General features: G+C 35.2%; 21 protein-coding genes, 1 pseudogene and 1 riboswitch. Of the genes and pseudogenes, 2 read left to right on the forward strand and 20 right to left on the reverse strand.

All coding sequences use genetic code 11. The annotated features are described in order from the left end of the window. Positions 1 to 61 precede the first annotated feature (61 nt). The 19 genes and pseudogenes from ytxC to HNR52_RS00600 all read right to left on the reverse strand — a co-directional run bounded on the left by ytxC (position 62) and on the right by HNR52_RS00600 (position 19,575). Positions 62 to 937: a putative sporulation protein YtxC gene (gene ytxC, locus HNR52_RS00510; RefSeq protein WP_013787795.1), complete on the reverse strand. Its 876-nt coding sequence runs from the start codon at positions 935 to 937 to the stop codon at positions 62 to 64. A 54-nt stretch (positions 938 to 991) separates the two neighbouring features. Continuing rightward, positions 992 to 1,726: a DUF6873 family GME fold protein gene (locus HNR52_RS00515; RefSeq protein ID WP_435619388.1), complete on the reverse strand. Its 735-nt coding sequence runs from the start codon at positions 1,724 to 1,726 to the stop codon at positions 992 to 994. A 42-nt stretch (positions 1,727 to 1,768) separates the two neighbouring features. Further along, complete coding sequence (locus HNR52_RS00520; protein WP_049781446.1) at positions 1,769 to 2,731, reverse strand: GGDEF domain-containing response regulator; 963 nt, start codon at positions 2,729 to 2,731, stop codon at positions 1,769 to 1,771. Positions 2,732 to 2,945: 214 nt separating this feature from the next. Then, positions 2,946 to 3,041: pseudogene (locus HNR52_RS00525) on the reverse strand (family 1 glycosylhydrolase); the annotation flags it as partial. A gap of 117 nt (positions 3,042 to 3,158) precedes the next feature. Further along, positions 3,159 to 3,362 (reverse strand): 4Fe-4S binding protein, encoded by a 204-nt coding sequence (locus HNR52_RS00530; RefSeq protein WP_435619389.1) that lies wholly within the window; start codon positions 3,360 to 3,362, stop codon positions 3,159 to 3,161. 116 nt (positions 3,363 to 3,478) lie between these two features. Then, a complete protein-coding gene (gene asnB / locus HNR52_RS00535; protein WP_435619390.1) occupies positions 3,479 to 5,320 on the reverse strand; it encodes an asparagine synthase (glutamine-hydrolyzing) in 1,842 nt (613 codons plus the stop codon). Between the two features lie 185 nt (positions 5,321 to 5,505). Next, positions 5,506 to 6,807, reverse strand: coding sequence for a flagellar filament capping protein FliD (gene fliD / locus HNR52_RS00540; RefSeq protein WP_435619391.1), 1,302 nt, complete (start codon positions 6,805 to 6,807; stop codon positions 5,506 to 5,508). Positions 6,808 to 6,949: 142 nt separating this feature from the next. Then, positions 6,950 to 7,288, reverse strand: coding sequence for a P-II family nitrogen regulator (locus HNR52_RS00545; RefSeq protein ID WP_013787788.1), 339 nt, complete (start codon positions 7,286 to 7,288; stop codon positions 6,950 to 6,952). Further along, on the reverse strand, positions 7,288 to 8,880 hold the full coding sequence (locus tag HNR52_RS00550) for an ammonium transporter (protein WP_435619392.1): 1,593 nt from the start codon (positions 8,878 to 8,880) through the stop codon (positions 7,288 to 7,290). Before HNR52_RS00550 ends, HNR52_RS00545 begins: the two co-directional genes overlap by 1 nt. Before the next feature lie 364 nt (positions 8,881 to 9,244). Further along, positions 9,245 to 10,567, reverse strand: coding sequence for an ammonium transporter (locus HNR52_RS00555; protein ID WP_013787785.1), 1,323 nt, complete (start codon positions 10,565 to 10,567; stop codon positions 9,245 to 9,247). A 253-nt stretch (positions 10,568 to 10,820) separates the two neighbouring features. Beyond that, positions 10,821 to 11,081, reverse strand: a complete 261-nt coding sequence (locus tag HNR52_RS00560) for a hypothetical protein (RefSeq protein ID WP_013787784.1) — start codon at positions 11,079 to 11,081, stop codon at positions 10,821 to 10,823. Between the two features lie 89 nt (positions 11,082 to 11,170). Further along, the gene (locus HNR52_RS00565) at positions 11,171 to 11,701 is read right to left on the reverse strand and encodes a folate family ECF transporter S component (RefSeq protein WP_013787783.1); all 531 of its coding nucleotides are present in this window, start codon (positions 11,699 to 11,701) and stop codon (positions 11,171 to 11,173) included. Positions 11,702 to 11,895: 194 nt separating this feature from the next. Further along, positions 11,896 to 12,918: a spore photoproduct lyase gene (gene splB, locus HNR52_RS00570; RefSeq protein WP_435619393.1), complete on the reverse strand. Its 1,023-nt coding sequence runs from the start codon at positions 12,916 to 12,918 to the stop codon at positions 11,896 to 11,898. A gap of 105 nt (positions 12,919 to 13,023) precedes the next feature. After that, the gene (gene thiE, locus HNR52_RS00575; protein WP_435619394.1) at positions 13,024 to 13,653 is read right to left on the reverse strand and encodes a thiamine phosphate synthase; all 630 of its coding nucleotides are present in this window, start codon (positions 13,651 to 13,653) and stop codon (positions 13,024 to 13,026) included. 2 nt (positions 13,654 to 13,655) lie between these two features. Further along, on the reverse strand, positions 13,656 to 14,456 hold the full coding sequence (gene thiM / locus HNR52_RS00580; RefSeq protein ID WP_435619395.1) for a hydroxyethylthiazole kinase: 801 nt from the start codon (positions 14,454 to 14,456) through the stop codon (positions 13,656 to 13,658). After that, on the reverse strand, positions 14,449 to 15,630 hold the full coding sequence (cytX, locus tag HNR52_RS00585; RefSeq protein WP_013787779.1) for a putative hydroxymethylpyrimidine transporter CytX: 1,182 nt from the start codon (positions 15,628 to 15,630) through the stop codon (positions 14,449 to 14,451). Before cytX ends, thiM begins: the two co-directional genes overlap by 8 nt. Continuing rightward, the gene (thiD, locus tag HNR52_RS00590) at positions 15,620 to 16,429 is read right to left on the reverse strand and encodes a bifunctional hydroxymethylpyrimidine kinase/phosphomethylpyrimidine kinase (RefSeq protein WP_013787778.1); all 810 of its coding nucleotides are present in this window, start codon (positions 16,427 to 16,429) and stop codon (positions 15,620 to 15,622) included. Before thiD ends, cytX begins: the two co-directional genes overlap by 11 nt. Positions 16,430 to 16,495: 66 nt before the next feature. After that, positions 16,496 to 16,610, reverse strand: a riboswitch (TPP riboswitch). A 49-nt stretch (positions 16,611 to 16,659) separates the two neighbouring features. Continuing rightward, the gene (locus HNR52_RS00595) at positions 16,660 to 18,393 is read right to left on the reverse strand and encodes an ABC transporter ATP-binding protein (protein WP_435619396.1); all 1,734 of its coding nucleotides are present in this window, start codon (positions 18,391 to 18,393) and stop codon (positions 16,660 to 16,662) included. A gap of 87 nt (positions 18,394 to 18,480) precedes the next feature. Next, on the reverse strand, positions 18,481 to 19,575 hold the full coding sequence (locus HNR52_RS00600; RefSeq protein WP_013787772.1) for a 4Fe-4S binding protein: 1,095 nt from the start codon (positions 19,573 to 19,575) through the stop codon (positions 18,481 to 18,483). Positions 19,576 to 19,778: 203 nt separating this feature from the next. On the opposite strand from HNR52_RS00600, the gene HNR52_RS00605 reads away from it, so the two are divergent. Together HNR52_RS00605 and HNR52_RS00610 are read left to right on the forward strand one after the other, a co-directional pair. After that, a complete protein-coding gene (locus HNR52_RS00605; RefSeq protein ID WP_435619397.1) occupies positions 19,779 to 20,675 on the forward strand; it encodes an acetamidase/formamidase family protein in 897 nt (298 codons plus the stop codon). 17 nt (positions 20,676 to 20,692) lie between these two features. Further along, positions 20,693 to 22,051 carry an APC family permease gene (locus HNR52_RS00610; RefSeq protein WP_435619398.1) on the forward strand — a complete coding sequence of 453 codons (1,359 nt, stop codon included), beginning with the start codon at positions 20,693 to 20,695 and terminating at the stop codon, positions 22,049 to 22,051. 32 nt (positions 22,052 to 22,083) lie between these two features. Here HNR52_RS00610 and HNR52_RS00615 read toward each other — a convergent pair whose 3' ends face one another. Then, entirely contained in the window at positions 22,084 to 22,989 is a 906-nt protein-coding gene (locus HNR52_RS00615; RefSeq protein WP_013787769.1) for a DMT family transporter, read from the reverse strand. Positions 22,990 to 23,028: the final 39 nt, after the last annotated feature.

Genomic DNA, 23,028 nt, shown 5'->3' on the forward strand with positions numbered 1-23,028 from the left:
AATAAGCTACATATATAATAACAGATTTTACTCAATAATAAAACCCAGCCTAAGCTGGGCATTATTTCCTTGCCTCATTTATCGTACATAAGCTGCAACCATTGCATATAAACACTTTGTTTGAAAATATTTTTTCAACAGTATCAAATACATCTTTACTTTTTATATTTTCCAACGAATGTATATATATCTTAGAAGGCGCCATTGCAATGAGTGTGCTTATAAGCATATCATCATCTGTCAATTCTCCTCCTGTAAATTCAATTGTTATATCGCTTAAAAATTTTCCTGTTATAGGTTTTTTTTCTTTATCGTAAAATAAAAATTTTCCGCTTTTATCAACGAGGATGTTAAGAACATCTATTTTGGAGTCCTGAAGTTCTACAAAATACTTTAATAGCCCGATAAATTCATCGTATTCCTTTTGCATCATGTATTCGTCAACCGCTCTATCCACTACCTCACTTAACTCGCCAATAAAATCCCTTAACCTGAAATTGACAAACCCTTCTATGTCAATAGTCTCATTGTCCTTTAAGAAATCCTCTATTTCCTCAAAAATTCTTTCTTTCTTAACTAATTTGAATGTCTCTCTATTTACATCGTTATCTAAAATACCTCTCGCTATGTTTTCAATCTTTCGCTTCTCATCAGAATCAAAATAGTAATAGTATTTATCTATAATCCTTTTTATCAACTTCTTGTCGATCTGATTGACTATTACATCAGAAATCATATCAGATACATGCTCTTTTATTTTAGCTATATTTTTACTCGAAACTCTGTCCTCTACGTCTATATTAAAAAAAGTAATGTTACCACGATTATCTAAATTTACAGTAAAATCTAACCCTTTATTTTTCATATATTCTAATTCATTGTTAAAAACACTGCCACTTAATAAAGCATTTGGGATACCGATAGACAAAAGCTGCATTTTTCTCACTCCCTTCGTTAGTAGTATGTGCTTTTAAGTCTTTTCTTTGCATCATCAGTAGAGTGGAATAATGGAACCTATGTCTTTTACTTCACCAGATGACAAAAAAATTATTTCTTTGTTTTTATATTTCAAAAAATCAATTATTTTCTTGTATTCGTTGTGATATCTTAAATCTCCAGCAACGCAAAAAACATCTTTATCTATAAGTCCAGACGCTCCTCCTATAAATCCATAATCAAATCCATCAAGCTTTATACAGCCTTGTTCAATCAAAAGGCAGTCAAACCCTTCTTTAGAAGCCGTCTTATAAATACCTGTGTCTGATGTTATGAAACTTATATTGTCCACAATTGCTATATTGCACTTGGTATATCCTTGCTTAACGTGTATAAATTTTACTCCTTTGTTCTCTAATACTTCCCTTAACACGGGATCGGTATACTTTAAATTGTGAAAAGCATAATCGCCTAATCTTGCTACATTATATGCTATATTGCCAGGATAGTTTCTACTTAGTACAGTCTTGCCAAATATTACTTCCAAATTTAAGTCTTTGATTTTTTTAACAAAGTTTCCATTAATATCAGGTGCTAAAACTACCTGACCGTCACCTACATTATGCATTATTATATCTGGATGATATGATATGGCTTCGTAGAGAGAACTATGTCTTTCTGTCATTACGACTTCTATTCCTATCTTTTTCAATGAATTAGCTACATCACAATGCCTTCCATCGACGACGACACACCGTACTTTTTTGTCAGGTACATAAGGATTTTTCAAAAATAAAACCTCCTAAAAAAAATCAGCATACCTACCGTATGCCTAACATTTCCTTCTATCTTTTAAGTATTTACTTCCTTCCATAGACTTAAGCTTCCTCTTAATCTCTGCAGCTACTGCACTTATCTGCAGCTCATTATCAAAATTCCTGTTTTCGTTCGTCACAACAGCTATAGATATTGAAACGAATGGAAATCTCTGTATTTCTCCTCGCCTATTTATGACTTCTATATAGCCATTGGCCAAATCCTCATCATCGTAATACCTCTTTATATCCTCATCAAAGGTATTTATTATATAATTGCATATATCATCGATTTTATCTGGAGTAGTTATTATTATAAAGTCATCTCCGCCTATATGCCCTAAAAAATCGTTGGGATTTCCACATTTAAAAAGGGCATCTTTCAAAATCCTGGCTGTCTGCCTTATTATTTTATCGCCACGTGAAAATCCGTAGTAATCATTAAATGACTTAAAATTATCCAAGTCTATGTACAAAACGGCGTACAAGAGCCCATTTTTTATGCGCCTTCTTATCTCATACTTTATGTCAATATTGCCTCTAAGTCCTGTAAGTGGATTGGCCATTCTATTGTGCTCGATCCTCTGAAACAGATTTTTCACTTGTGCAAGAAGTTCTTTTTCATTGAATGGCTTTGTTATGTAGGCATCAGCGCCTAACTCCAACCCGTGCAGTTTCTCTTCATAATTGTCACTGGATGTCAAAAGTATGACAGGCACCAATTGATTTTCTTCTTCATCCCTCAATATTCTAAGTAAGTCAAATCCACTAAGACCAGGCATGACTACATCAAGTATGACCATATCCGGCAAAATACGTCTATACAACTTTAAAGCCTCATCACCATCTTGTGACTCGTAAATTTTATACCCGGCACTGCCTAAAATGTTTTTTAAAATAGTCCTGCTTAGCTTATCATCATCAACGATCAATATACTTTTTTCATTCACATTACTTCCCCCAAAATCTTTTTCACCCATAATAAATTATATTTAAGACTTGTAAGAATGATTCGCTCCAAATGCAAATAAAAAATAATAACCAATATATTACATCACTAATAAATTATAATATTGAAGAAGGCAATAGTCAATAAAATATAAGAAAAATGGCAGGTTTGATGCTCTGCCATAATCGACTTTTGCAAATTTACCAAAATACTCCACCATATCTTGTTGATACCTGCCTTTAGATAATAGACATAGTCCTGCCATCCTCGTTGTAAGCACCTTCAACTTGATGCGAAGCCGTAGCCACGCCAAACAAAAAATCTTTGCTAAAGTCTGACATTTCACATCCTCCCATAAATTATCTATTACAATTATACCATATATTTACTATTAATAAAAAGAAAATAGACAAAAAAAATACAGGTATATACCTTTCGTACATACCCTTTCTAATACACTACGCATTTACTAATTTTATGGCACCGTGTGGACAATACCTGGTACAAACGCCGCATCCAGTGCATTTTTCTTTATCTACATTTACCTCAACTTGAAACAAGCCCTTTCTTGTTAACTTAAATGCGCCAAATTTGCAACTGTGGCTTGCTGGGCAAAACGGTGATCTATCGCATATTTCTTGATCTACATATGCATACCTCATATCATTTCCTCCTTTAGTCTATCAATATTTTATTATACCCCCCTACTGTAGTAGGGTTGTCTGTATACATTATACTTGTCTTTCGCTTTATTTGTCAAGATATTTTTATAGATCATCTATAAAATTCTTATCTTGTACTTTAAAAGCCATTCATTTACTTGTATAAGGTATGCATATAACTGAGGACCACCCATAAGTTGAGAAAACCATGCTGGGTCGTAATCTTTCGCATCAGTATCTATGAGATTTTGAACTTCATTTTTGTTGACTAATTGTAAAATCGGTGAAGACGGATCGTCAATAATCCTTTGAAGCCAACTTTTTACCTTCTCTTTAAAAACTGGATTATGTGTCTTAGGATATGGACTTTTTTTCCTTTCTACTACTATATCAGGTATATATCCTCTTAACGATTCTCTCAAAAGGCCTTTCTCTCTGTTGTGGAGATTTTTCATATCCCACGGAATATTCCAGACATACTCCACTATCCTATGATCCAAAAACGGCACCCTGACTTCAAGACCTGACGCCATGCTCATCCTATCCATCCTATCCAGAAGCATGGAAAGAAATCTCGTCTGGTTTAGATAAAATATCTCTCTCATACGAGAAGATGCTTTATCTTCTCCTGAAAGCTTAGGTACTTCCATTAATGCTTCATTGTACCGATCGTTTAAGTACTCTGTTGGACGGATCTTTTTTACAACATCTTTAGATAAAAGATTCATTCTTTTTTCAACCATTCTTATCCATGGAAAAGTGCCTGACTCGATGGCATCTTTATTTCTGAACCATGGATAGCCTCCAAACACCTCATCAGCACCTTCACCTGACAGTGCAACTTTTACATCCTTTTTGACTTCTCTCAAAAATAAGTACAAAGACGAATCAACATCAGCCATTCCCGGCAAATCGCGGGCATAAAGAGCAGGTAATAGGGCATCTGCCAGTTCTTCATTATCTACATAGACATAATTATGAGCCGTATCTATTTCTTTTGAAACAGCTTCAACTAAATCTGAATCGCTATTTGGCTGAAATTGATTTGGTTTAAAGTATTTATCGTTTCCAATGTAATCTACCGAATATGTTATAAGCTTGCTGCCTAATTTCTTTAACTTTTCATTGGCAAAGGCAGAAACCGCAGTAGAGTCTAATCCACCAGAAAGCAACGAGCACAGCGGCACATCTGAAACAAGCTGACGCTTTGAGGCATCATCTAAAAGATACCGAATTTTTTCCATCGTAATTTTAAGGTCATCTTCATGGTCTTTACTTACCAATGACCAATATCTCTCAATTTTTATTCCGCCTTTGTTAAACGTAAGAGAATGGCCCGGCTTTAACTCATATATGTCACGAAAAATGCCAATCCCCGGCGTCCTGGTAGGACCCATGACAAAAATCTCTGCAAGTCCTTCTTCATCCACTGCGGCCTGAACGTATGGATGTGCTAAAATCGCTTTGATTTCCGAGCCGAAAATGAGAGAACCATTCTTATAAGTATAAAAAAGAGGTTTAACACCTATCCTATCCCTTGAAAGAAAAAGCTTATTCTCATAATCATCCCATACCGCAAATGCATATATGCCATTTAACTTGTGGACACAATCACTTCCCCATTCGATGTATGAAGTCAACAAAACTTCTGTATCTGAATGACCATTGAATTTGTAACCTAACGACCTAAGCTCATCCCTTATTTCCTCCGTATTGTACAATTCGCCATTGTATATTATCACGTACTTTCTCTCGCCAAACTCTTTAATCATTGGCTGTTCACCGCCCTCAGGGTCAATTACTATAAGCCTTGTCTGTGCAAAACCACAATGGGTCGAAAACCATGTACCCCAGCTATCAGGTCCTCTATTCCTAAGTCTTTCTCCCATTGCAACTACTATGTTTTTCCTATTTATCACTTCTTCATCAAAGCTTACCCATCCTGCTATTCCGCACATCGTATCAGCTCCTTTCGAAATAATAATAAGGGTAGCCATATTGATTGATATTGAATTTCATCTGTTTGTAGTATATGTAGAAAGGGTAAAAATGTGAAAATTCTTGGTGATACTTACCTTGCCAAAGCATTTGCTATGTAAAAAAACTCCCACCATAAAAGATGGGAGATTTCTTTAATTCTTTGTTAAATTAGTGAATTTATGAATTGACCAGATGGCATCAGCATTGTCTGTATTAATGACGCATCAAGCATTCCAGTTGAATCATAAATTCCCATATTGTTATTGACTAAAGACATTGTTTCATTTGCATAGTCTGTAAGAGGGCTTTCAGCTATTTGCCCAGCAAATTGACCTACATTTACAGCTAATCCATCAAATCCAGCAAAGGCTGCTTGAACAGTGCTAAAATTGTTCTGTATTGCATTATTTAAAGCATTTTGATCTACCGAGAGAGTCATATCTGGATTTTGAGTAATTCCAATAGCTTGTAAATTTGATGCCTGATATTCATAATTTTGAGTAAGCTCTGAAGCAACAAGAGGGCTGATATATTGCTGGTTCTGATTCACATATGTTAACATCTCGTTGTAGTTATTGACAAAATTATTTATGCTGTCGCTTATGGATTGCGTATCAGGCGCCACTGTTACTGTAGCATTGCTTACAGTCTTATTAAATGTCATGGTTAAGTTGTTATTGTCAACATTGACGGTGTTTGTTTGAGATGTACCACTTACTCCATTGATAGTATAATTTGCATTTGTTGCTTCTACTGTTACTGTATTTGCGCCAGTATATGAAACTGCATTGCCGTTGACATCTGTAAATGTGAATGCATTATTTGTTCCAGTATTATTTGCATTTATTTCTAACTGACTTGTACCAAGATATGGATTGTTATTTACAATGGCTGTAACCCCTATATTTGCAGAGTTAATTGCTTGAGCCATATTATCTAAGACAGTTTGATTAGTGTCTCCTTGATTGACATTAAAAGATATATTATATTGTTGCCCACCTACTTGTGCTGTAAAGCTGTATGTTCCAGGTGTAAGGCTTGTGACGCTATTGCTTGATAAACTCGTACCATTGTTTTGTTGCGCTATGGCAAGCTGATTTACAGTAACATTATAGGTAGAAGCAGTTGCACCTGGCTGAACTGATACACTTATGGAATTTGGATCACTGGATGTAGCAACCATCTGATTAAAAACATTATCAGGCGATGTAAGTTGCAACTGTGACGCTGCCTCAGCTAAATTATTTGCGTAACTATTCAGCATGACAAGGGCATTTGTCGTTTGCATTGGCAATTGTTGGTTATACATATCTGTATACAATGCTTGCTGTGCAATTTGAGATATATTGTCAGAAGAAATATTTGATAATGAAGTCAATGAATTGCTCATATTAAAAAGATAGCTGTAATCACTGTAATAAGGGTACATCATATACATATAACTTGTATCAATATAGCCTGCCATATTTTCACCTCCAACCTCTTTATTTTACTTTTTTATCGGCAAAACTTTTAAAAATTTAATAGAAGATGTCAAGTTTTTGTTAATATCTAAAAGGCTTCTACACATTCTCTTATGTAGAAGCCTTGGTAATTTCACTAAATCTTTATATTGCTTTTTCTCCGCGCTCACCGGTTCTTATCCTTATGGCGTCTTGTATGTCGTATATAAATATCTTTCCATCACCTACATTGCCTGTTCTTGCCACTTTTGTAACAGCATCTACGATGTTTTCGACGCTTCCATCATCTGTCACAATCTCAATCTTAACTTTTGGAAGAAGGCTTATCTCAATTTCCGCACCTCTGTAAATCTCTTTTTTACCTTTCTGATGTCCACATCCAAAAACCTGCGACACCGTCATTCCGTGTATTTTCAGCTTATTAAGCTCTGACTTTACATCTTCCAAGACATCCGGTCTTATTATGCATTCAACTTTCTTCATTATTTTACCCCCTTGCTTAGTACAGCATCATCTAAAACTTGTGGACTTTTTACATTTTTTTCAAGAACACCATCCGAGTACACAACAGGCGTCAATTGGAAATCAGGATATGCTAAAACGCCCATTTCCGGCAAATCAAGCCCTGCGATTTCGTCTTCCGGTTTGACTCTTATACCCATTATAGCATCAAGGGCTTTATAGAACAAGTAACTTAATCCAAATCCATATACGACTATAACCGCCATATCTATAAGCTGTGCCCAAAGTTGACCTGTACTACCATAAAGTATTCCTGTTACAGCACCTTGTACTCCGTTGAGCCCTGCACCATATGTGCCATCTGCAAATATGCCGACGCTTAAAATACCCCACAAGCCATTTACACCGTGTACAGAAAAAGCTCCTACCGGATCATCAATCTTAAGTTTATTTTCAACAAAGGCAACAGATACGCAGACCAAAATGCCAGCCACAGCACCGATTATGAAAGCTGATATACCATTTACAAATGCACATGGTGCCGTTATCGCCACAAGTCCGGCTAAAGCACCATTACACATCATCGACGGATCAGGTTTTCCATATTTAACCCACATATAAAGCATTGCAACAAGTCCTCCTACAGCCCCAGCGATCATGGTATTTGTTGCAACAACCGCCAACCTTAGATCCGTTCCATTAAGTGTGGAACCTGCATTAAATGCAAACCATCCAAAGAATAGTATGATCGTACCGAGAATAGCCATTGGTATGTCATGACCCGGTATTGGCACAGGCGTACCATCTTTCTTGAATTTCCCAATTCTTGGTCCTATTACCATCGCTCCTGCAAGTGCCATCATGCCCCCCATTGCATGAACGACACCAGATCCTGCAAAGTCAATTACACCATTCCCCAGGCCGAGTTTGGCTCCAAGCTGTGAAAGCCATCCTCCTCCCCAGACCCATCCACCATAGATGGGATAATAAACCATTGAAACGAAAAACGATCCAATGACAACCGCTAAAAATTTAACTCTTTCTGCCATCGCACCAGTAGGTATTGTAACCGTCGTATCCATAAATACCATCTCAAAGAAGAACAACGCATACACACCTACATCATACGTTCCACCACTTGTTAAGAAAAATCCGTTTAAACCCAGTAAATTCCATCCTCCTATGCTTAGTGCGTGGTTTAAAGGTGCTGTACCACCAAGGCTTGAAAATGAACCAGAGCCGCCCATCATAAATGCAAAACCTGTCAAGAAAAATCCAACAGTACCTACTAAAAATACCATAAGATTCATTGCCATAGTGTGCATTGCATTTTTAGCCTGTGTAAATCCAGTTTCAACAAGTGCAAACCCAGCCTGAAAGAAGAATATCAAAAATGCAGTTAACATTACCCATACAAAATTAATGCCAAGCTTATTCTTTGCAACCTGTGTAGCTACCTCTTCTAATGTAGGTTTACCTGCAACTGCACTTGCAATGTCCTTCGCAGTGCCAAGATTAGCCCCTGTTGGATCACCACCAGCAGCATATACCACCCCTACTGTCATTATCAAAAGTAATGCCAATACAATACCTATTACAATTTTCTTTTTCATGAAAAGCACCTCCATATTATTTAACTTTTATATTCTTTTAAAATTGCTGATTGAAAACTTTTTGTCTTTTATAATTTTTGAAAGATTATAAATTCTCACAAAATAGATTATTACAAGGTAGACAATTGGCAAAGCCATTATAAATGCTGGCACGCTATTGGAAAAGATTATTATTGTATTATGCATAGATATGCTGTATAATATAAACGCTAAAGCTAAAATAAAAATTATTGTATTTATAGTGTATAGTGTGATGATCGGGATTTTTTTCATTTATGTCATCACCTCCTTTCAAAAAATGAAGGTGCTTAGATCTCCAAGATTTAAGCACCCTTGCTTTTTTATCGAATGACTATTTATTTTATTATTGATTAAAGTCAAAAGCTTTAAAGCCAATGTTGTACGCTTCTTCACCATGTTCAACTATATCAAGTCCTAATTCCTCTTCTTCTTTAGTAACTCTAAGCTCCATAAATAAGCTTATAAATTTCAATATTATAAATGACATAAGCCCTGCAAAGATGTAAGTTGTAACAACTCCTGTAAGCTGAATAAGCAATTGATTCGGATTGCCGTAGAATAAACCATTAGCACCTGCAGGATTTATAGCTTTTGTTGCAAAAAGTCCTGTAGCCAGTGCACCCCATGTACCGCCAACGCCGTGTATACCAAACGCATCAAGTGAATCATCATATCCAAATTTATGCTTGATGTAATTGACAGATGTGAAGCATATTATACCTGATATGACTCCTATTGCAATTGCCGAAACTGCTGTCACATATCCTGCTGCCGGTGTAATAGCTACAAGTCCTGCTACAGCACCACTTACAGCACCAAGTAGTGTAGGCTTACCGCTTACTTTCCATTCGGTTAATACCCATCCCATGGAGGCGGCAGCGGCAGCAGTATTTGTCACGACAAATGCATTAACCGCCAGACCATTTACAGATAAAGCGCTTCCTGCATTAAATCCAAACCAGCCGAACCATAAGAATGCTGCTCCCATCAAAACCATAGGCATGTGATGTGGTACCATCTTTGTATTTTTTCTCTTGCCCAGTATTAAAGCTGCTACAAGTCCTGAAACGCCAGAGCTTATGTGAACGACTGTACCACCTGCAAAGTCCAATGCACCTAAGTTTTTAAGCCATCCACCATTTCCCCATACCCAATGTGCAAGTGGATCATATACTAATGTAGTCCAAATAAGCGTAAATACGATGAATGCTGAAAATCTCATTCTTTCCGCAAATGCACCCGTTATTAAAGCAGGTGTTATTATGGCAAACATCAATTGATATACCATAAACGCCAAAAGTGGTATCGTCGATGAATAAGTACCATCAGGTCCAAGACCAATATTGTTAAGACCAGCCCAATGTAGATTTCCTATCAAGTGGTATGTATCACCACTAAAGGATAATGAAAATCCAAATAATACCCATTGTACAGAAACAAGTGCGATAATAGTGAAACTTTGCATCATTATGCTTATGACATTTTTCCCATTAACCATACCGCCGTAAAAAAATGCCAATCCCGGTGTCATGATCATGACTAATGCTGATGAAAATAGTATAAATGCTGTATCACCTGTGTCTATCTTGCCTGTCGCTGCAAAAGCCATATTTGGTATTAAAACTGCCAATAAGAACATCAATGTAATAAATATCTTTTTCTTCACATTTATTCCTCCTTTAAAAATAATAAAAGAAGACGCCCTAATACATAGGTTACCTATGAATTAGAGCGCCTTTGCTCTGTCAATTTAAAGTAATAATATTTATCTTAGTTATAATAGTACATCTATATATGTTTTTTGTCAATATCTAAGTTTACTATTTTGCAAAAAATTTAAATTGCAATTTAATATAAATCTGAAATGAATGTTGTAAAACAAGTAAAAATCTTATAAACATCAACTAATACAAAGTAAATCAATCTTTCTTTTTGAAATAATAATCAGGCAACAAAGATAATTTTTCGCAATATTTTTTCTCATTAAAATGAGTTTTCTCCTTAAGTATATAATATATCTCTTCAATCAAGACCGAACCTATCATTTCTTTTGACTTTTGTTCAGAATAACCTAAATTTTTTAGTCGCATCAGGGTAGCTTTTGTACATTTCGGATCATCCATTTTCAATTGATTCTCAACAACATCCATAATTAAAGCTTTTAATCTATAATTAACCATAATTCTTCTCCTTACAATTCATTCATAGTAAACATAATAATATCATTTATTCAAAGCTCTAAAGAGTTATAAACAATGATTTGATTTTATTAGTTGTCTTTAAAATAAACTATATTTATTCTTTTTAGCAATACTTGCGTAAACAATGAATATATCGGAACATTAATAATTTCTCCTACAACCTTTGGAGGTAGAGTAGTCACTAAAGGCATTTTAAATAACAGCAGAAGAAAATAAGGCACCAATATTACTGATGAAATTAACTGACCTACACCAATTGCTATCAGCAATTGCCATATAGAAGGGATTGGAGCTTTTATCGGCTTTAAAACCAAAGCAGGAATAATACCTGTGAGAGCTGCTGTCAATGTAAAATGTGGCATGTATGGTCCTAAAGGATTAATGTAATACCCAACTATATCACCTACAGCACCTACTATACCTCCTGCTGTAGATCCAAACATTATCCCTGCAAGAATCACCGGCAATGCGCCAAAGCCAATTCTTATACCTTCAATACCACCAACAGCTATTCTAATACTAGCTATTCTACTTAAAACTATGTTTAGGCTAATCAACAATGCTAGAAAAACCAGTTCTCTCGTATGTATTTTTTTCATTAAACAAGCCTCCCTATCAATTATATAGGTTATAATAAGACTGCTACATAATTAGAAAAAGACTACTACAATGGTACCATAAACTCTATATATCATCAATACTCTCAAATCAAGTTTTTTATAATATCAGATTAATTGCTTTTTATATATAGTAGCCTTTTAAGATCCGCTGCAAACCTATATGACATTTAGACTCATATTATATATTTGATGACATTGCCATCAAATATTGACTCTATTTCCTTTATAAAAAATTCCTTCATTTCATTTATCTCATCATTTTTGTACATAAATTTTTTGTAGCCAAATTGACCGAATCTACAAACCCTTTCTTCATCATTCATAGGCAGTGTATTTTCAGGAAAAATCTCTGATATGGTACTTTTGGCTTTTGCTGTGTATCTGTGTGAGATAATTTCAAATGTTATTGGATATGCAGTTTTTTCAGGTATACTTTCCTTCATTTTAAATAATAGTTCTTTATAATCTTTTTGCCAATTGTCATACAAAAAAACAGGCGCTATCAAAAAACCCATGGGATAGCCTGATTCAATTATTTTTCTGCTGGCTTCCAATCGTTTATTTAATGATGGAGTCCTTTTTTCATATTCATTTATGATTTTTTCAGTATTTAAACTAAATCTCACTTCTGTATGTCCATTATGTTCAATATCAAGAAGTGTATCTATGTCTGTAAACTTCGTGACAAATCTAAATCTTCCACTTTCGCTTTTGCTGAAAAATTCTATCGCAGATTTTAGAATGTTTGTATACGGCTCTACTGGCACGGGATCTGACGTTGCCGAACCTTCAAAAATTGTCTTTTCAGGTTTCCTTGTTTCAATATAATCATTTGCCCACATAAATATGTCATCTATATTTACATTGACCTTTATGTAAGGCCTCTCGCTTAAATTTGTATTAAGATAACAATATTGACATTGACCTACACAACCAGATAGCAATGGTAGCTGATAATTAGCTGATGGTTTACAAGATTGAAAATCTATCTTTTTCTTCACGCCCACAACTAAAGTATTTTTCCCTTCTTTATAATATTCTCGTAAATTGTCCCCTGGTATATGTCCTTTTATTCTATTTCCTTTCATCTCTATAAATTCAACTTCTTTTCTGTCTTTAAAAAATTGGTATATGTTGTATCCAATTTCATAGTCTATAGCATTTTTTTCAAAAATAATGCGCTTAGGAATAAACATTTTCGTACTCCTTTTTTTTAAGTAATTTGTTTATTTTTATTCTTAGCACATTTCAAATAGTATATGCAAAAAGCACATCCTATTTGTAAGAATGTGCTTTTCATACTACTTTGATATAGCATCTTTTAAGCGCCTTGTGGCAAAACCTATATCATCTGATGCCATGATCTCTGATACAACTGAGATTCCATCAACGCCCGTTCTCATTACATCTAATGCATTGCTGTATTTTATGCCTCCAATTGCGACAACAGGAATCTTTACTGCTTCTTTTATTTTTTTTAAATTCAAAAGCCCTATTGCTTCACCTATATCTTTCTTTGTGCCTGTGTAGAATACTGCACCTGCTCCTATGTAGTCAGCACCATCTCTTTCTGCCTCTACGGCTTCATCTACGCATCCAGCAGATATGCCGATTATCTTATTATCGCCCATGATCTTTCTTGCAATGCTGCATGGCAGATCTTCTTGACCTAGGTGAACTCCATCTGCATCAACAGACAGTGCTATATCAATTCTGTCATTTATTATAAATGGAACATTGTATTTTCCTGCAATATCTTTTAATCTTTTAGCAATCTCGTAAAACTCTCTTGATGAAATATCCTTTTCCCTAAGCTGTAGCATAGTAACACCGTTTTGCAATGATTCTTCTACAGCATCGTAAAAATCTCTACCAGCCTTCAAAAGGTTTCTGTCAGTGACCAAATAAAGAGATACATCAAAATCTTTCATGCTTACGCCTCCAATACTTCAATATCAGCGTATTTCCTTATAATGTCGGAGTTTATAAGGTACAGATTGTCTATAAATTTTGCCCTAAATGTCCCAGGCAAATTGCACTCTTTTTCCGCCAATTCTCCAGCTATATTCATAATAAGAAGGGCAGCCAATGACGATATCACTTTGTCATCGCCGCATGCAGACGTAGCCGCCATTATTGCACCTAAAGTACAGCCCGCACCTGTTATCTTTGCAAATAAATGTGTACCATTTTTAACTTTTACTACTCTTTTCCCATCGCTTATATAGTCTTCTTTACCTGTTGCAACGACAACCGTATTTGTTAACTTTGCAAGTTTTACACAAGCTTCAATATTTCCAGTATCATCAAGAGAATCTACACCTTTCACATTTGCACTTTCACCTGATAAAGCCTTTATTTCTCCGCCGTTTCCTTTGATAATGCTTATATCGCTTATTTTCAAAAGCATGTTTACAAAGTCAACTCTGCTTTTTATAGCAGCACATCCTACAGGGTCTAAGACGACTGGTTTTTTGTGGTCTTTTGCTGATATTACAGAATTGATTATTGTCTCTTTAGTTTCATTATTGATAGTACCTATATTTACGTACAAAGCATTTGAAATTGCTGTAAAATCGTACGCTTCGTCCGGTGACATAACCATTGCAGGAGATGCCCCTATACTTAGTAGTGCATTGGCATTATCGTTTATTACGACGTAGTTTGTTATAGCGTGGACAAGCGGCACTTCTTCTTTTAATCTTTCTAAAACCTTTATTGCTTCTTCAACCATAAATTTTCTCCTCTCTCTTATTTAAAGATTTCATAATTGGATAGATTACAGCAGTTAAAATAATCGTACCTATTGTGGGCGTTATAAACCATTTTGATAGATTTGTGCCAAAATATGTAAGATAATTGTAGAATATCGTACCCACCGCAAAAGAAATCGTGGCAGGCACATTTAAGAAGCTATGGCTTTTGCTTTTCATCAAAAAGAAATCTTCAAATACAACCGTATATGCTGGAATAAATACACTTCCTATGGCGTATAAAAAGTTTTGGTAATTATCCATTGGGAACAAATATGCGGCAATAAGCCCCACAATGGAATATATAATAAGCAGACTTTTTCTGCTTAATTTAGCTTTGACAATAGAAAGGGTTGAAATAGCAGCAGAATACACATCCATAAAAGTCGTAGTAACCGTCGACAAAAGTATAATGAGAAGCGGTACAATTCCCGTTTTTATTGACGCAAAATACGAGATTATATCCTTTCCGCCTGTTTTTAAAGCCACATAAAGTCCTATAAAATACATGAAGCAGCTTGCTATGAAATATCCTGCAAATGTATATATAAAGCTGGACTTCCCATCTTTAGCATTTATAGTGTAATCCCCTACCAGCGGAAGCCATGATACAGGCATAGCAACGGCAAGCTCAACAGCACCGCTGAAACTCATGTCTCCCGTTACTGACGCTATTTTCCCGCCTTTTAAATACAATACAACAAATATAGTCAATATAAATAAAAGTACAACAGCAATATCGTTTATCCAATAAGCTTCATTGTCAAAGAATAATGTCCACAATAAAACAGATATGCCAACGACAAAAATTCCAATAGCAGTAGACATGCCTATGGCACCGTTGAAAGCCTTTGCAGACTGTATTATCATTACAGCCGTCCAGCCAACCAATTGAAGCACATTTAAAAGCCCTATAAATACCATGCCTCTCTCGCCCAATACACCTTTCGTGGACTCTATTGCAGGCTTCTTAACTCTAAAGGACATAAGCCCTCCTAAAGCAAAAAACAGAGTACCAATTATATGACCTAACAATATGCTTAAAATTCCTTTAGTTAAGCCTAATGGTGCAAAGTATGAACCAGTAAAAACCTCTGCAATGGATATGGCCGCACCTGCCCATATCAAAAAAAGCGTCGAATTTTTAATCTTCATAGTCAATACCTGCTTTCTTATAAAGATCTACTAAATGTCCTACAGGTCCTACACCTTTACCTATCTCAAGAGAATTTTTAATAGCCTCTGTTATGTAACTTTTTGCGTTTATTACTGCATCTTTCAAGCTAAATCCTCTACCAAGGTACGAAGCTATTGCAGATGAGTAAGTGCATCCTGTCCCATGTGTATTTTTGGTGTCGATCCTCTCCTGCGGCAAAAGTAAAAATTCACTTCCATCGTAAAATACATCAGTAGCATTTTCTACAGAATGACCACCTTTTACAACGACAGCTTTTACACCCATATCGATGATTTTTTTAGCAGCCTCTTTCATGTCTTCAATTCCCTCAATATTCATTCCCGTAAGTTCACATGCCTCCGGTATATTTGGAGTAATGATATCTGCCATAGGCAAAAGTTTTGTCTTCAATGCATCTATGGCGTCTTCTTTTAGAAGGTAATATCCGCTTTTTGATATCATGACAGGGTCTAACACGACGTTTTTTGGATTCCATATTTTAAGTGATGATGCAATAGCGTCAATGATTTCTCCACTTGACACCATGCCTATTTTCACAGCATCAACTTCTGTATCCTCAAATACACAGTCAATCTGCTTTTTGATGATATCTGCATCCATCTCCCTCACGTCAAAAACTCCTACTGTATTCTGCGCAGTAACTGCCGTTATGACGCACATGCCGTATACGCCAAGTGCGCAAAACGTCTTTAAATCTGCCTCTATGCCAGCTCCACCAATGCTGTCAGAGCCTGCAATTGTAAGTAACTTTCTCACATCGATTCCTCCTTTTTTGTATGCCTTAAGGAAATACGAAACAAAAAAGTGTGCTGGATAAGCACACTTAAATCCCAATGTACTCCCTACGCCGGCATTATCCAGATCAGGTTATGGGTCATAGCAGAAATAGCTGCTAACTCTCAGCCGGGCTATCACCCCAGCTCCCCAGACGAAATATTAACTTTTATTTAATTTTAACACAAATTGTTTGACTTGTACAGGATATTTCACTCTATCGTCAAATTTTCTTTTTGGTAGTTGTACAAATTATAGTACACGCCCTTCCTATTCATAAACTCCTCATGTGTACCTTCCTCTTCTATTCCATTTTCAGTAAGTACGATTATACGCTTGGCATTTCTTATAGTTCCTAACCTGTGGGCGATTATGAGGGTAGTCCTGTTTTTCGATAAATTTTCAATAGACTGCTGGATAATCGATTCACTTTTGTTATCAAGTGATGATGTCGCTTCATCAAGTATAAGTATCGGAGGATTTTTTAAAAACATCCTTGCAATAGATATTCTCTGCTTTTGTCCCCCAGACAATTTTACGCCTCTTTCGCCAATATACGTATCGTAGCCATCTTTTAGCTCCATTATGAAGTCATGTGCGTTTGCAGCTTTGGCCGCATTGATTATTTCTTCGTCAGTAGCATCTAATTTACCGTATGCAATGTTTTCTTTTATTGTACCCGAAAACAAAAATACATCCTGCTGAACAATGCCTATATTTTCTCTAAGCGATGATATCTTCACATCTCTTATATCTATACCGTCAATTTTTATGGAGCCTGCATCTATCTCATAAAACCTCGGTATAAGGCTTAAAAGTGTGGTCTTGCCTGCACCTGACGGTCCTACTATTGCCACTGTCTCTCCATGTTTTATCTTAAGATTGATTCCTGACAGTACTTCTCTTTTATTGTCGTAGCTGAATGTGACATTGTCAAACTCAATATCGCCTTTCACGTCTTTTAACTCTATCGCACCTTTTTTATCTGCTATCTCTGACTCTGTATCCATAAGCTCTACAAACCGCCTAAAGCCAGCCATACCCTGCTGGTACTGCTCTATAAACCGCAAAAGAACAGTCAAAGGTTGCAAAAACTGGCTAATGTATATTATATATGCCACCAAGTCACCTGTATTTATGAGGCCTTTCGATATAAAGTAGCCACCTGCTGCAAGAGTTATCACAACTGATATATTAGAAAGGAAATTTACACTAGAATCGAATATACCAATATGCTTAACTGCTTTTGACCTGGCACTTTTGTACATGGAGCTTTTATTATCGAATTTTAGTTTCTCAAATTTTTCCCTTACAAATGATTTGACGACTCTTATTCCTGTAATGCTTTCTTCTAATGTAGCATTCATCTGTGCCTGCGTTTCACGGACATTCTTCCATATAACTTCAAACTTATTGTTGTAAATATACATGTATATAAACATAAAAGGAATTATGGTAAATACAACCAGTGTCAACCTTACATCAATTGTAAGCAAAAGTATGAATGTGCCTATTATTCTTATGATAGACAAAAAAAGGTCCTCTGGACCATGATGTGCTACTTCTGCTATTTCATTTAAGTCATTGACAACCCTTGACATTATATAACCTGTCTTTGTATTGTCATAATAATTCATAGAAAGTTTCTGAAGATGTGAAAAAGCATCTTTTCTCATATCGTACTCTATGCTTACACCTAAAACATGGCCATAGTATCCTACTATGTATTCAAGTATCATCCTTCCGAAGTACATTATAGCTAACAAAATTGCGAACCTGTATATGAGATTAAAATCCTTGTTAGGTATGACGTTATTTATCACATTTCTCGTAACCATAGGAAAAACCAAATCTGAAGCAGATATAAAAAATGCACACACCATGTCAAGGATAAAAAGCCATATATGTGGCTTGTAATACGATGCAAATCTCTTTATAAGCCTCAAAAAAATCCCCCCAAATATAAATCAAAATAATTACTGCTAATGATTGATGTATCTCTAACATTAGTTTAGCCTGCCAACTAATAATTGTCAAATTTGCATGATTGATGATTTCTTATCTCTCTTTTTTAAGATACTTAAAACTTTCGTTGTATAAGATAATGTTTTTGTAGGACATGCATCAACACAATGTCCGCACCCTACACACCTTATATCAGTAACATCTTTACCGTAATATGCTGCACTTTTTATGTCTATACTCATAGGACATGATTCATTGCATTGTCCACATTGAATACATTTTGAATTATTTGTAGTGATTTTTTGCCCAGCAATTTTACTTATCAATCCCAAAACTGTTCCCAATGGGCAATAATAGCAATATCCTCTGCCTGTTAATGCAATCCAAAAAAACATAGCCATAAGAAGTTCGCCAGCAAGATACTTATATGATTCTATCTTACTTATCGCATCATAATTGCCACCTAAAAACACTCCAGATAAAAATAATATCCACCAAATAGTTAAAAATAGCGATATAGCAAAGAATAACCATCTTAATAATGCAAATATTTTTATTCCCTTTTGATTTAGATGCTTTTTCTTTCCCAAAAGAGGAAAGACAGGATCAAAAACTTCTGAAGCAAATCCATTAAAAAGACAGATTGTAGAGCATTGCCATCTTCTACCGTATAAAAAAGTTCCTATAAAAACGATTATGCTAACCAATACGTAAAATATTAATACACTTGAAATGCCTGCAACACCCCATATAGGAAAATAACTTTTATAAAACGAAGAATTATGGTATAGAAGCTGCAATGGCACTGTCGTCCATGGAAGAGGCATAGCAAAGAAATATACATCGCCATTGTGAAAAAACAGTGGCATTATAATATGTACAATAAGTGCTGCAATGATTAAACCAATAAGGTTCGCTTTTCTCATTTTTGTCCTTTTCGACTTGCCTATTATGTTTATAGTAAGAAAACTACCTGCAATAATAAATATGGTCTTAATCCAGTTCTCATAAAATTGCCAAACCCAATTTATAGCATCAGCTACATTTTTAGGGGCTTTACTTGCATATCCATAATTTAATCCGGCTATGATTATGCACATTATAATATAAGTCCACAAAATCGCTTTTAGTAAAAAAATGTACTTATCCCTTTTGTCTACCATACATTCCCCTCCACTCCTATATATTCCATTATAATCGTTAAAAACATTATAGCATATTAATTATATTTTTAAATAGCTTGGCACATTCATTTTAGGAATTACAAAAATCTTTTAATCATTAAAATATATTTTTATTGAATAACATCTTATTTGGGGTTATAATGAGCTTAAACATAATTTACATAAAAAGGAGATGCTGGAATATGCATGAATTGACAAATGAGAAGTGCATTTTTAGTTTTTCAAAGCACAACGATCCTGTACTTAATGTAAACGATGGAGAGGAGGTGAAGATAGAAACTTTAGATTGTTTTTCATGCCAAATCAAAACAAATGATGACAAGTTAGAAACAATGGATTGGGATAAAGTAAACCCTGCAACAGGTCCAATCTACATCAATGGTGCGAAAGAAAATGACGTATTAGAAGTGATAATCAAAAAAATCGACATTGAAAATAAAGGCGTCATTGCGACAGGAAAGGATTTAGGAGTTTTAGGCGATAAGATGAATGATTTATATTCAAAAGTAGTTGAAATAAATGATGGCAAAGTCATCTTCAACGAAAAGCTCTCATTTCCTGTAAAGCCAATGATAGGGGTAATTGGAGTTGCACCAAAGGAAGGCGAAATAAACTGCGGCACACCTGGTCCTCATGGAGGTAACATGGATACAACACTTATAGGAGAGGGCTCTAAGCTTTATTTGCCTGTTTTTGTCGACGGTGCACTTTTCGCATTAGGAGATTTGCATGCTGTAATGGGAGATGGAGAGATAGGCGTATCAGGTGTAGAAGTAAGCGGCACCGTTACAGTTGAGTTTAGAGTATTAAAAAACTTAAAGCTCAATAATCCACTTGTAAAGACAAATGAAGTAACAGCTACAATCGCATCGAACGAATCAATATCAAAAGCCATAGAAACAGCAGTAAAAGACATGGCAGAACTTTTTCAAAAAAATACTGACCTATCAATAGAAGAAATATCAACTCTTTTCAGTATATCTGGCAATGTCCAAATATCTCAAGTTGTTGATCCACTGAAGACAGCACGCTTCTCAATGCCAAACTGGGTTTTGGAGACGTATGGGATAGAATTTTAATCAGGGGGTAATATTCTATGGATAACAAAAATGACAGTACTCTTGAAAAATTCGGTTACAAGCAAGAATTAAAAAGAGCTTTATCTGTATGGGATCTTATCATTTATGGACTCATATTTATGGTTCCAATCGCTCCTTTTGGTATTTATGGCTTTGTTGCTGACATATCAAAGGGAATGGTAGCACTTGCTTACCTAATAGGCATTATCGGTATGATATTCACTGCATTCAGCTATGCATCAATGTCTGAAGCCTTTCCAATAGCAGGTTCTGTCTATTCTTATGCAACAAATGGTTTAAACAAAGTCATCGGTTTCTTTACAGGATGGGCTATACTTCTCGATTATCTTCTTGTACCTGCTCTATTGTATGTAGTAAGTGCTGCAGCATTAAGCAGTATATTTCCAGCAATTCCAATTGTGGCATGGGCATTGGCTTTCATAATCATTAATACAATCATTAATATATTAGGTATCGAATTTACAGCAAAATTCAACAGAATAGTCCTGATACTTGAATTAATCGTTTTGGCATTATTTGTAGTAGTAGGTATTGTAGCTATATCTAAAGGCATAGGAGGAGCACAATTTTCATTTAAAGCTTTCTACGATCCACAAAACTTTAGCTTAAGTTTAGTCATGAGTGCAGTTTCTATAGCAGTTCTAAGTTTTTTAGGTTTCGATGGAATAAGCACACTTGCAGAAGAAACAGTAGGAGGTAAAAAAACAGTCGGTAGAGCAACTGTATTAGCACTTTTGTTCGCAGGAATACTATTTATACTTCAAACTTGGGTCGCTTCAATGATATGGCCTGACTATAAATCTTTTAGTGACCTTAACACAGCTTTTTACGATGTAGCAAAAAGAGCCGGTGGTACATGGCTTATGTTAACTACTTCATTAGCTACTGCTTTTGCTTGGGGCATTGCGAATTCATTGGCGGCTCAAGCAGCAGTGTCAAGAGTGCTTTTTAGTATGGCAAGGGATAAAAACTTACCTTCATTCTTGTCAAAAGTTCATCCAAAATACAAGACCCCATACATTGCAACTATATCTATAGCTGTTCTTTCAGCTGTTCTCGTTATAATTTACAGCAATAGAATAGCTGATCTTACATCAGTAATAAACTTCGGAGCTTTGACATCTTTCTTAGTCCTTCATATAACAGTAATAGTTCATTTTATTAAAAATAAATCATTAAATATATGGAAACACATTGTATCACCAGTTTTAGGTTTTTTAGTGATCTTCTACGTATGGATAAACTTAAACAACCATGCAAAAATTCTTGGAGCATCATGGATTGGAATCGGTATAATATATTACATCATACTTAAATTCGTCTTCAAGAAAAAGGTAGAAAATTTGGATGTATAAAACCTAAGGGCCTCTAAATCACATTGAGGCCCTTAATACATCTCTTCATCTGCATTTTTATTGCTAAATAAAGCTATATTGTCTTTCTGCACAATCAATATACCTATAAGTATTACGATTGTGCCGATTACAAGCTGGATTGTGATCTTCTCCGATAAAAATATTGCTGCAATTATGCTGGCTAATATTGGCTTTACAAAGAAAACCATAGATCCTATGCCAGTATTTACACTGGATAAACCTAAGAAATAAGTGTAATATGCAATGCCTGTAACAAATACAGTTAAATACAGCATCTGCGGAATAGCCCTTAGCGGTAAACTAAAAATAGGATATTTGTTGTACAAAAGCAAAGGTATAAGAAGCAAACTTCCTATTATGAATGAGAATGAATTCATCACAACGCTATCGTACTTAACAGTGAATTTCTTACCTAATACAGTGTATACACCATACATGATTGAAGATAGAATGAGAAATACAATTCCAGTAATATGGTTTCCGCCTGAAATCAATTGTTTGTAAAATACTATAACTAAACCTATTACACCAAGTATCAAACCATAAATTTTGGCAGAATCTAATTTTTCATTTAATAGAAATGAAGCTGCAATCATTACAAAAAGAGGATTTGAGCTAAATATGACAGCAGAAAGACTGGCGGATGTCATGTTTATCCCTATCTGCAAAAATGACATACTAAACACCACATTAGTAAGCCCTATTAACACTAATAACCAAAAATCTTTAAATGCGATATGTAAATTTTTGCTTTTAATATTTTTTATGGCAACAGGAAGCAATATGAATCCGCCTATAAAAAACCTGATGAAATTTATCTGAAGTGGATTTACAATGCCTGTCAGTGTTCTTCCTACAACCTCATAAGTGCTGAAAAAAAGCACAGTTATGATAAGGTAGATATAACCTCTATTCAATCTCTACACCTTCTTATGTAAAATTTACAACATCATTTT

This window comes from Thermoanaerobacterium thermosulfurigenes (assembly GCF_051201035.1).
Taxonomy (GTDB): Bacteria; Bacillota; Thermoanaerobacteria; order Thermoanaerobacterales; family Thermoanaerobacteraceae; genus Thermoanaerobacterium; species Thermoanaerobacterium thermosulfurigenes.

What these genes read in the sequence shown, in the direction of transcription:
- ytxC (WP_013787795.1), bottom strand. Translation starts at nt 937, where the DNA reads ATGCAGCTTTTGTCTATCGGTATCCCAAATGCTTTATTAAGTGGCAGT.
- HNR52_RS00520 (WP_049781446.1), bottom strand. Translation starts at nt 2,731, where the DNA reads ATGGGTGAAAAAGATTTTGGGGGAAGTAATGTGAATGAAAAAAGTATA.
- HNR52_RS00530 (WP_435619389.1), bottom strand. Translation starts at nt 3,362, where the DNA reads ATGAGGTATGCATATGTAGATCAAGAAATATGCGATAGATCACCGTTT.
- asnB (WP_435619390.1), bottom strand. Translation starts at nt 5,320, where the DNA reads ATGTGCGGAATAGCAGGATGGGTAAGCTTTGATGAAGAAGTGATAAAT.
- fliD (WP_435619391.1), bottom strand. Translation starts at nt 6,807, where the DNA reads ATGGCAGGCTATATTGATACAAGTTATATGTATATGATGTACCCTTAT.
- HNR52_RS00545 (WP_013787788.1), bottom strand. Translation starts at nt 7,288, where the DNA reads ATGAAGAAAGTTGAATGCATAATAAGACCGGATGTCTTGGAAGATGTA.
- HNR52_RS00550 (WP_435619392.1), bottom strand. Translation starts at nt 8,880, where the DNA reads ATGAAAAAGAAAATTGTAATAGGTATTGTATTGGCATTACTTTTGATA.
- HNR52_RS00560 (WP_013787784.1), bottom strand. Translation starts at nt 11,081, where the DNA reads ATGGTTAATTATAGATTAAAAGCTTTAATTATGGATGTTGTTGAGAAT.
- HNR52_RS00565 (WP_013787783.1), bottom strand. Translation starts at nt 11,701, where the DNA reads ATGAAAAAAATACATACGAGAGAACTGGTTTTTCTAGCATTGTTGATT.
- splB (WP_435619393.1), bottom strand. Translation starts at nt 12,918, where the DNA reads ATGTTTATTCCTAAGCGCATTATTTTTGAAAAAAATGCTATAGACTAT.
- thiE (WP_435619394.1), bottom strand. Translation starts at nt 13,653, where the DNA reads ATGAAAGATTTTGATGTATCTCTTTATTTGGTCACTGACAGAAACCTT.
- thiM (WP_435619395.1), bottom strand. Translation starts at nt 14,456, where the DNA reads ATGGTTGAAGAAGCAATAAAGGTTTTAGAAAGATTAAAAGAAGAAGTG.
- cytX (WP_013787779.1), bottom strand. Translation starts at nt 15,630, where the DNA reads ATGAAGATTAAAAATTCGACGCTTTTTTTGATATGGGCAGGTGCGGCC.
- HNR52_RS00600 (WP_013787772.1), bottom strand. Translation starts at nt 19,575, where the DNA reads ATGGTAGACAAAAGGGATAAGTACATTTTTTTACTAAAAGCGATTTTG.
- HNR52_RS00605 (WP_435619397.1), top strand. Translation starts at nt 19,779, where the DNA reads ATGCATGAATTGACAAATGAGAAGTGCATTTTTAGTTTTTCAAAGCAC.
- HNR52_RS00610 (WP_435619398.1), top strand. Translation starts at nt 20,693, where the DNA reads ATGGATAACAAAAATGACAGTACTCTTGAAAAATTCGGTTACAAGCAA.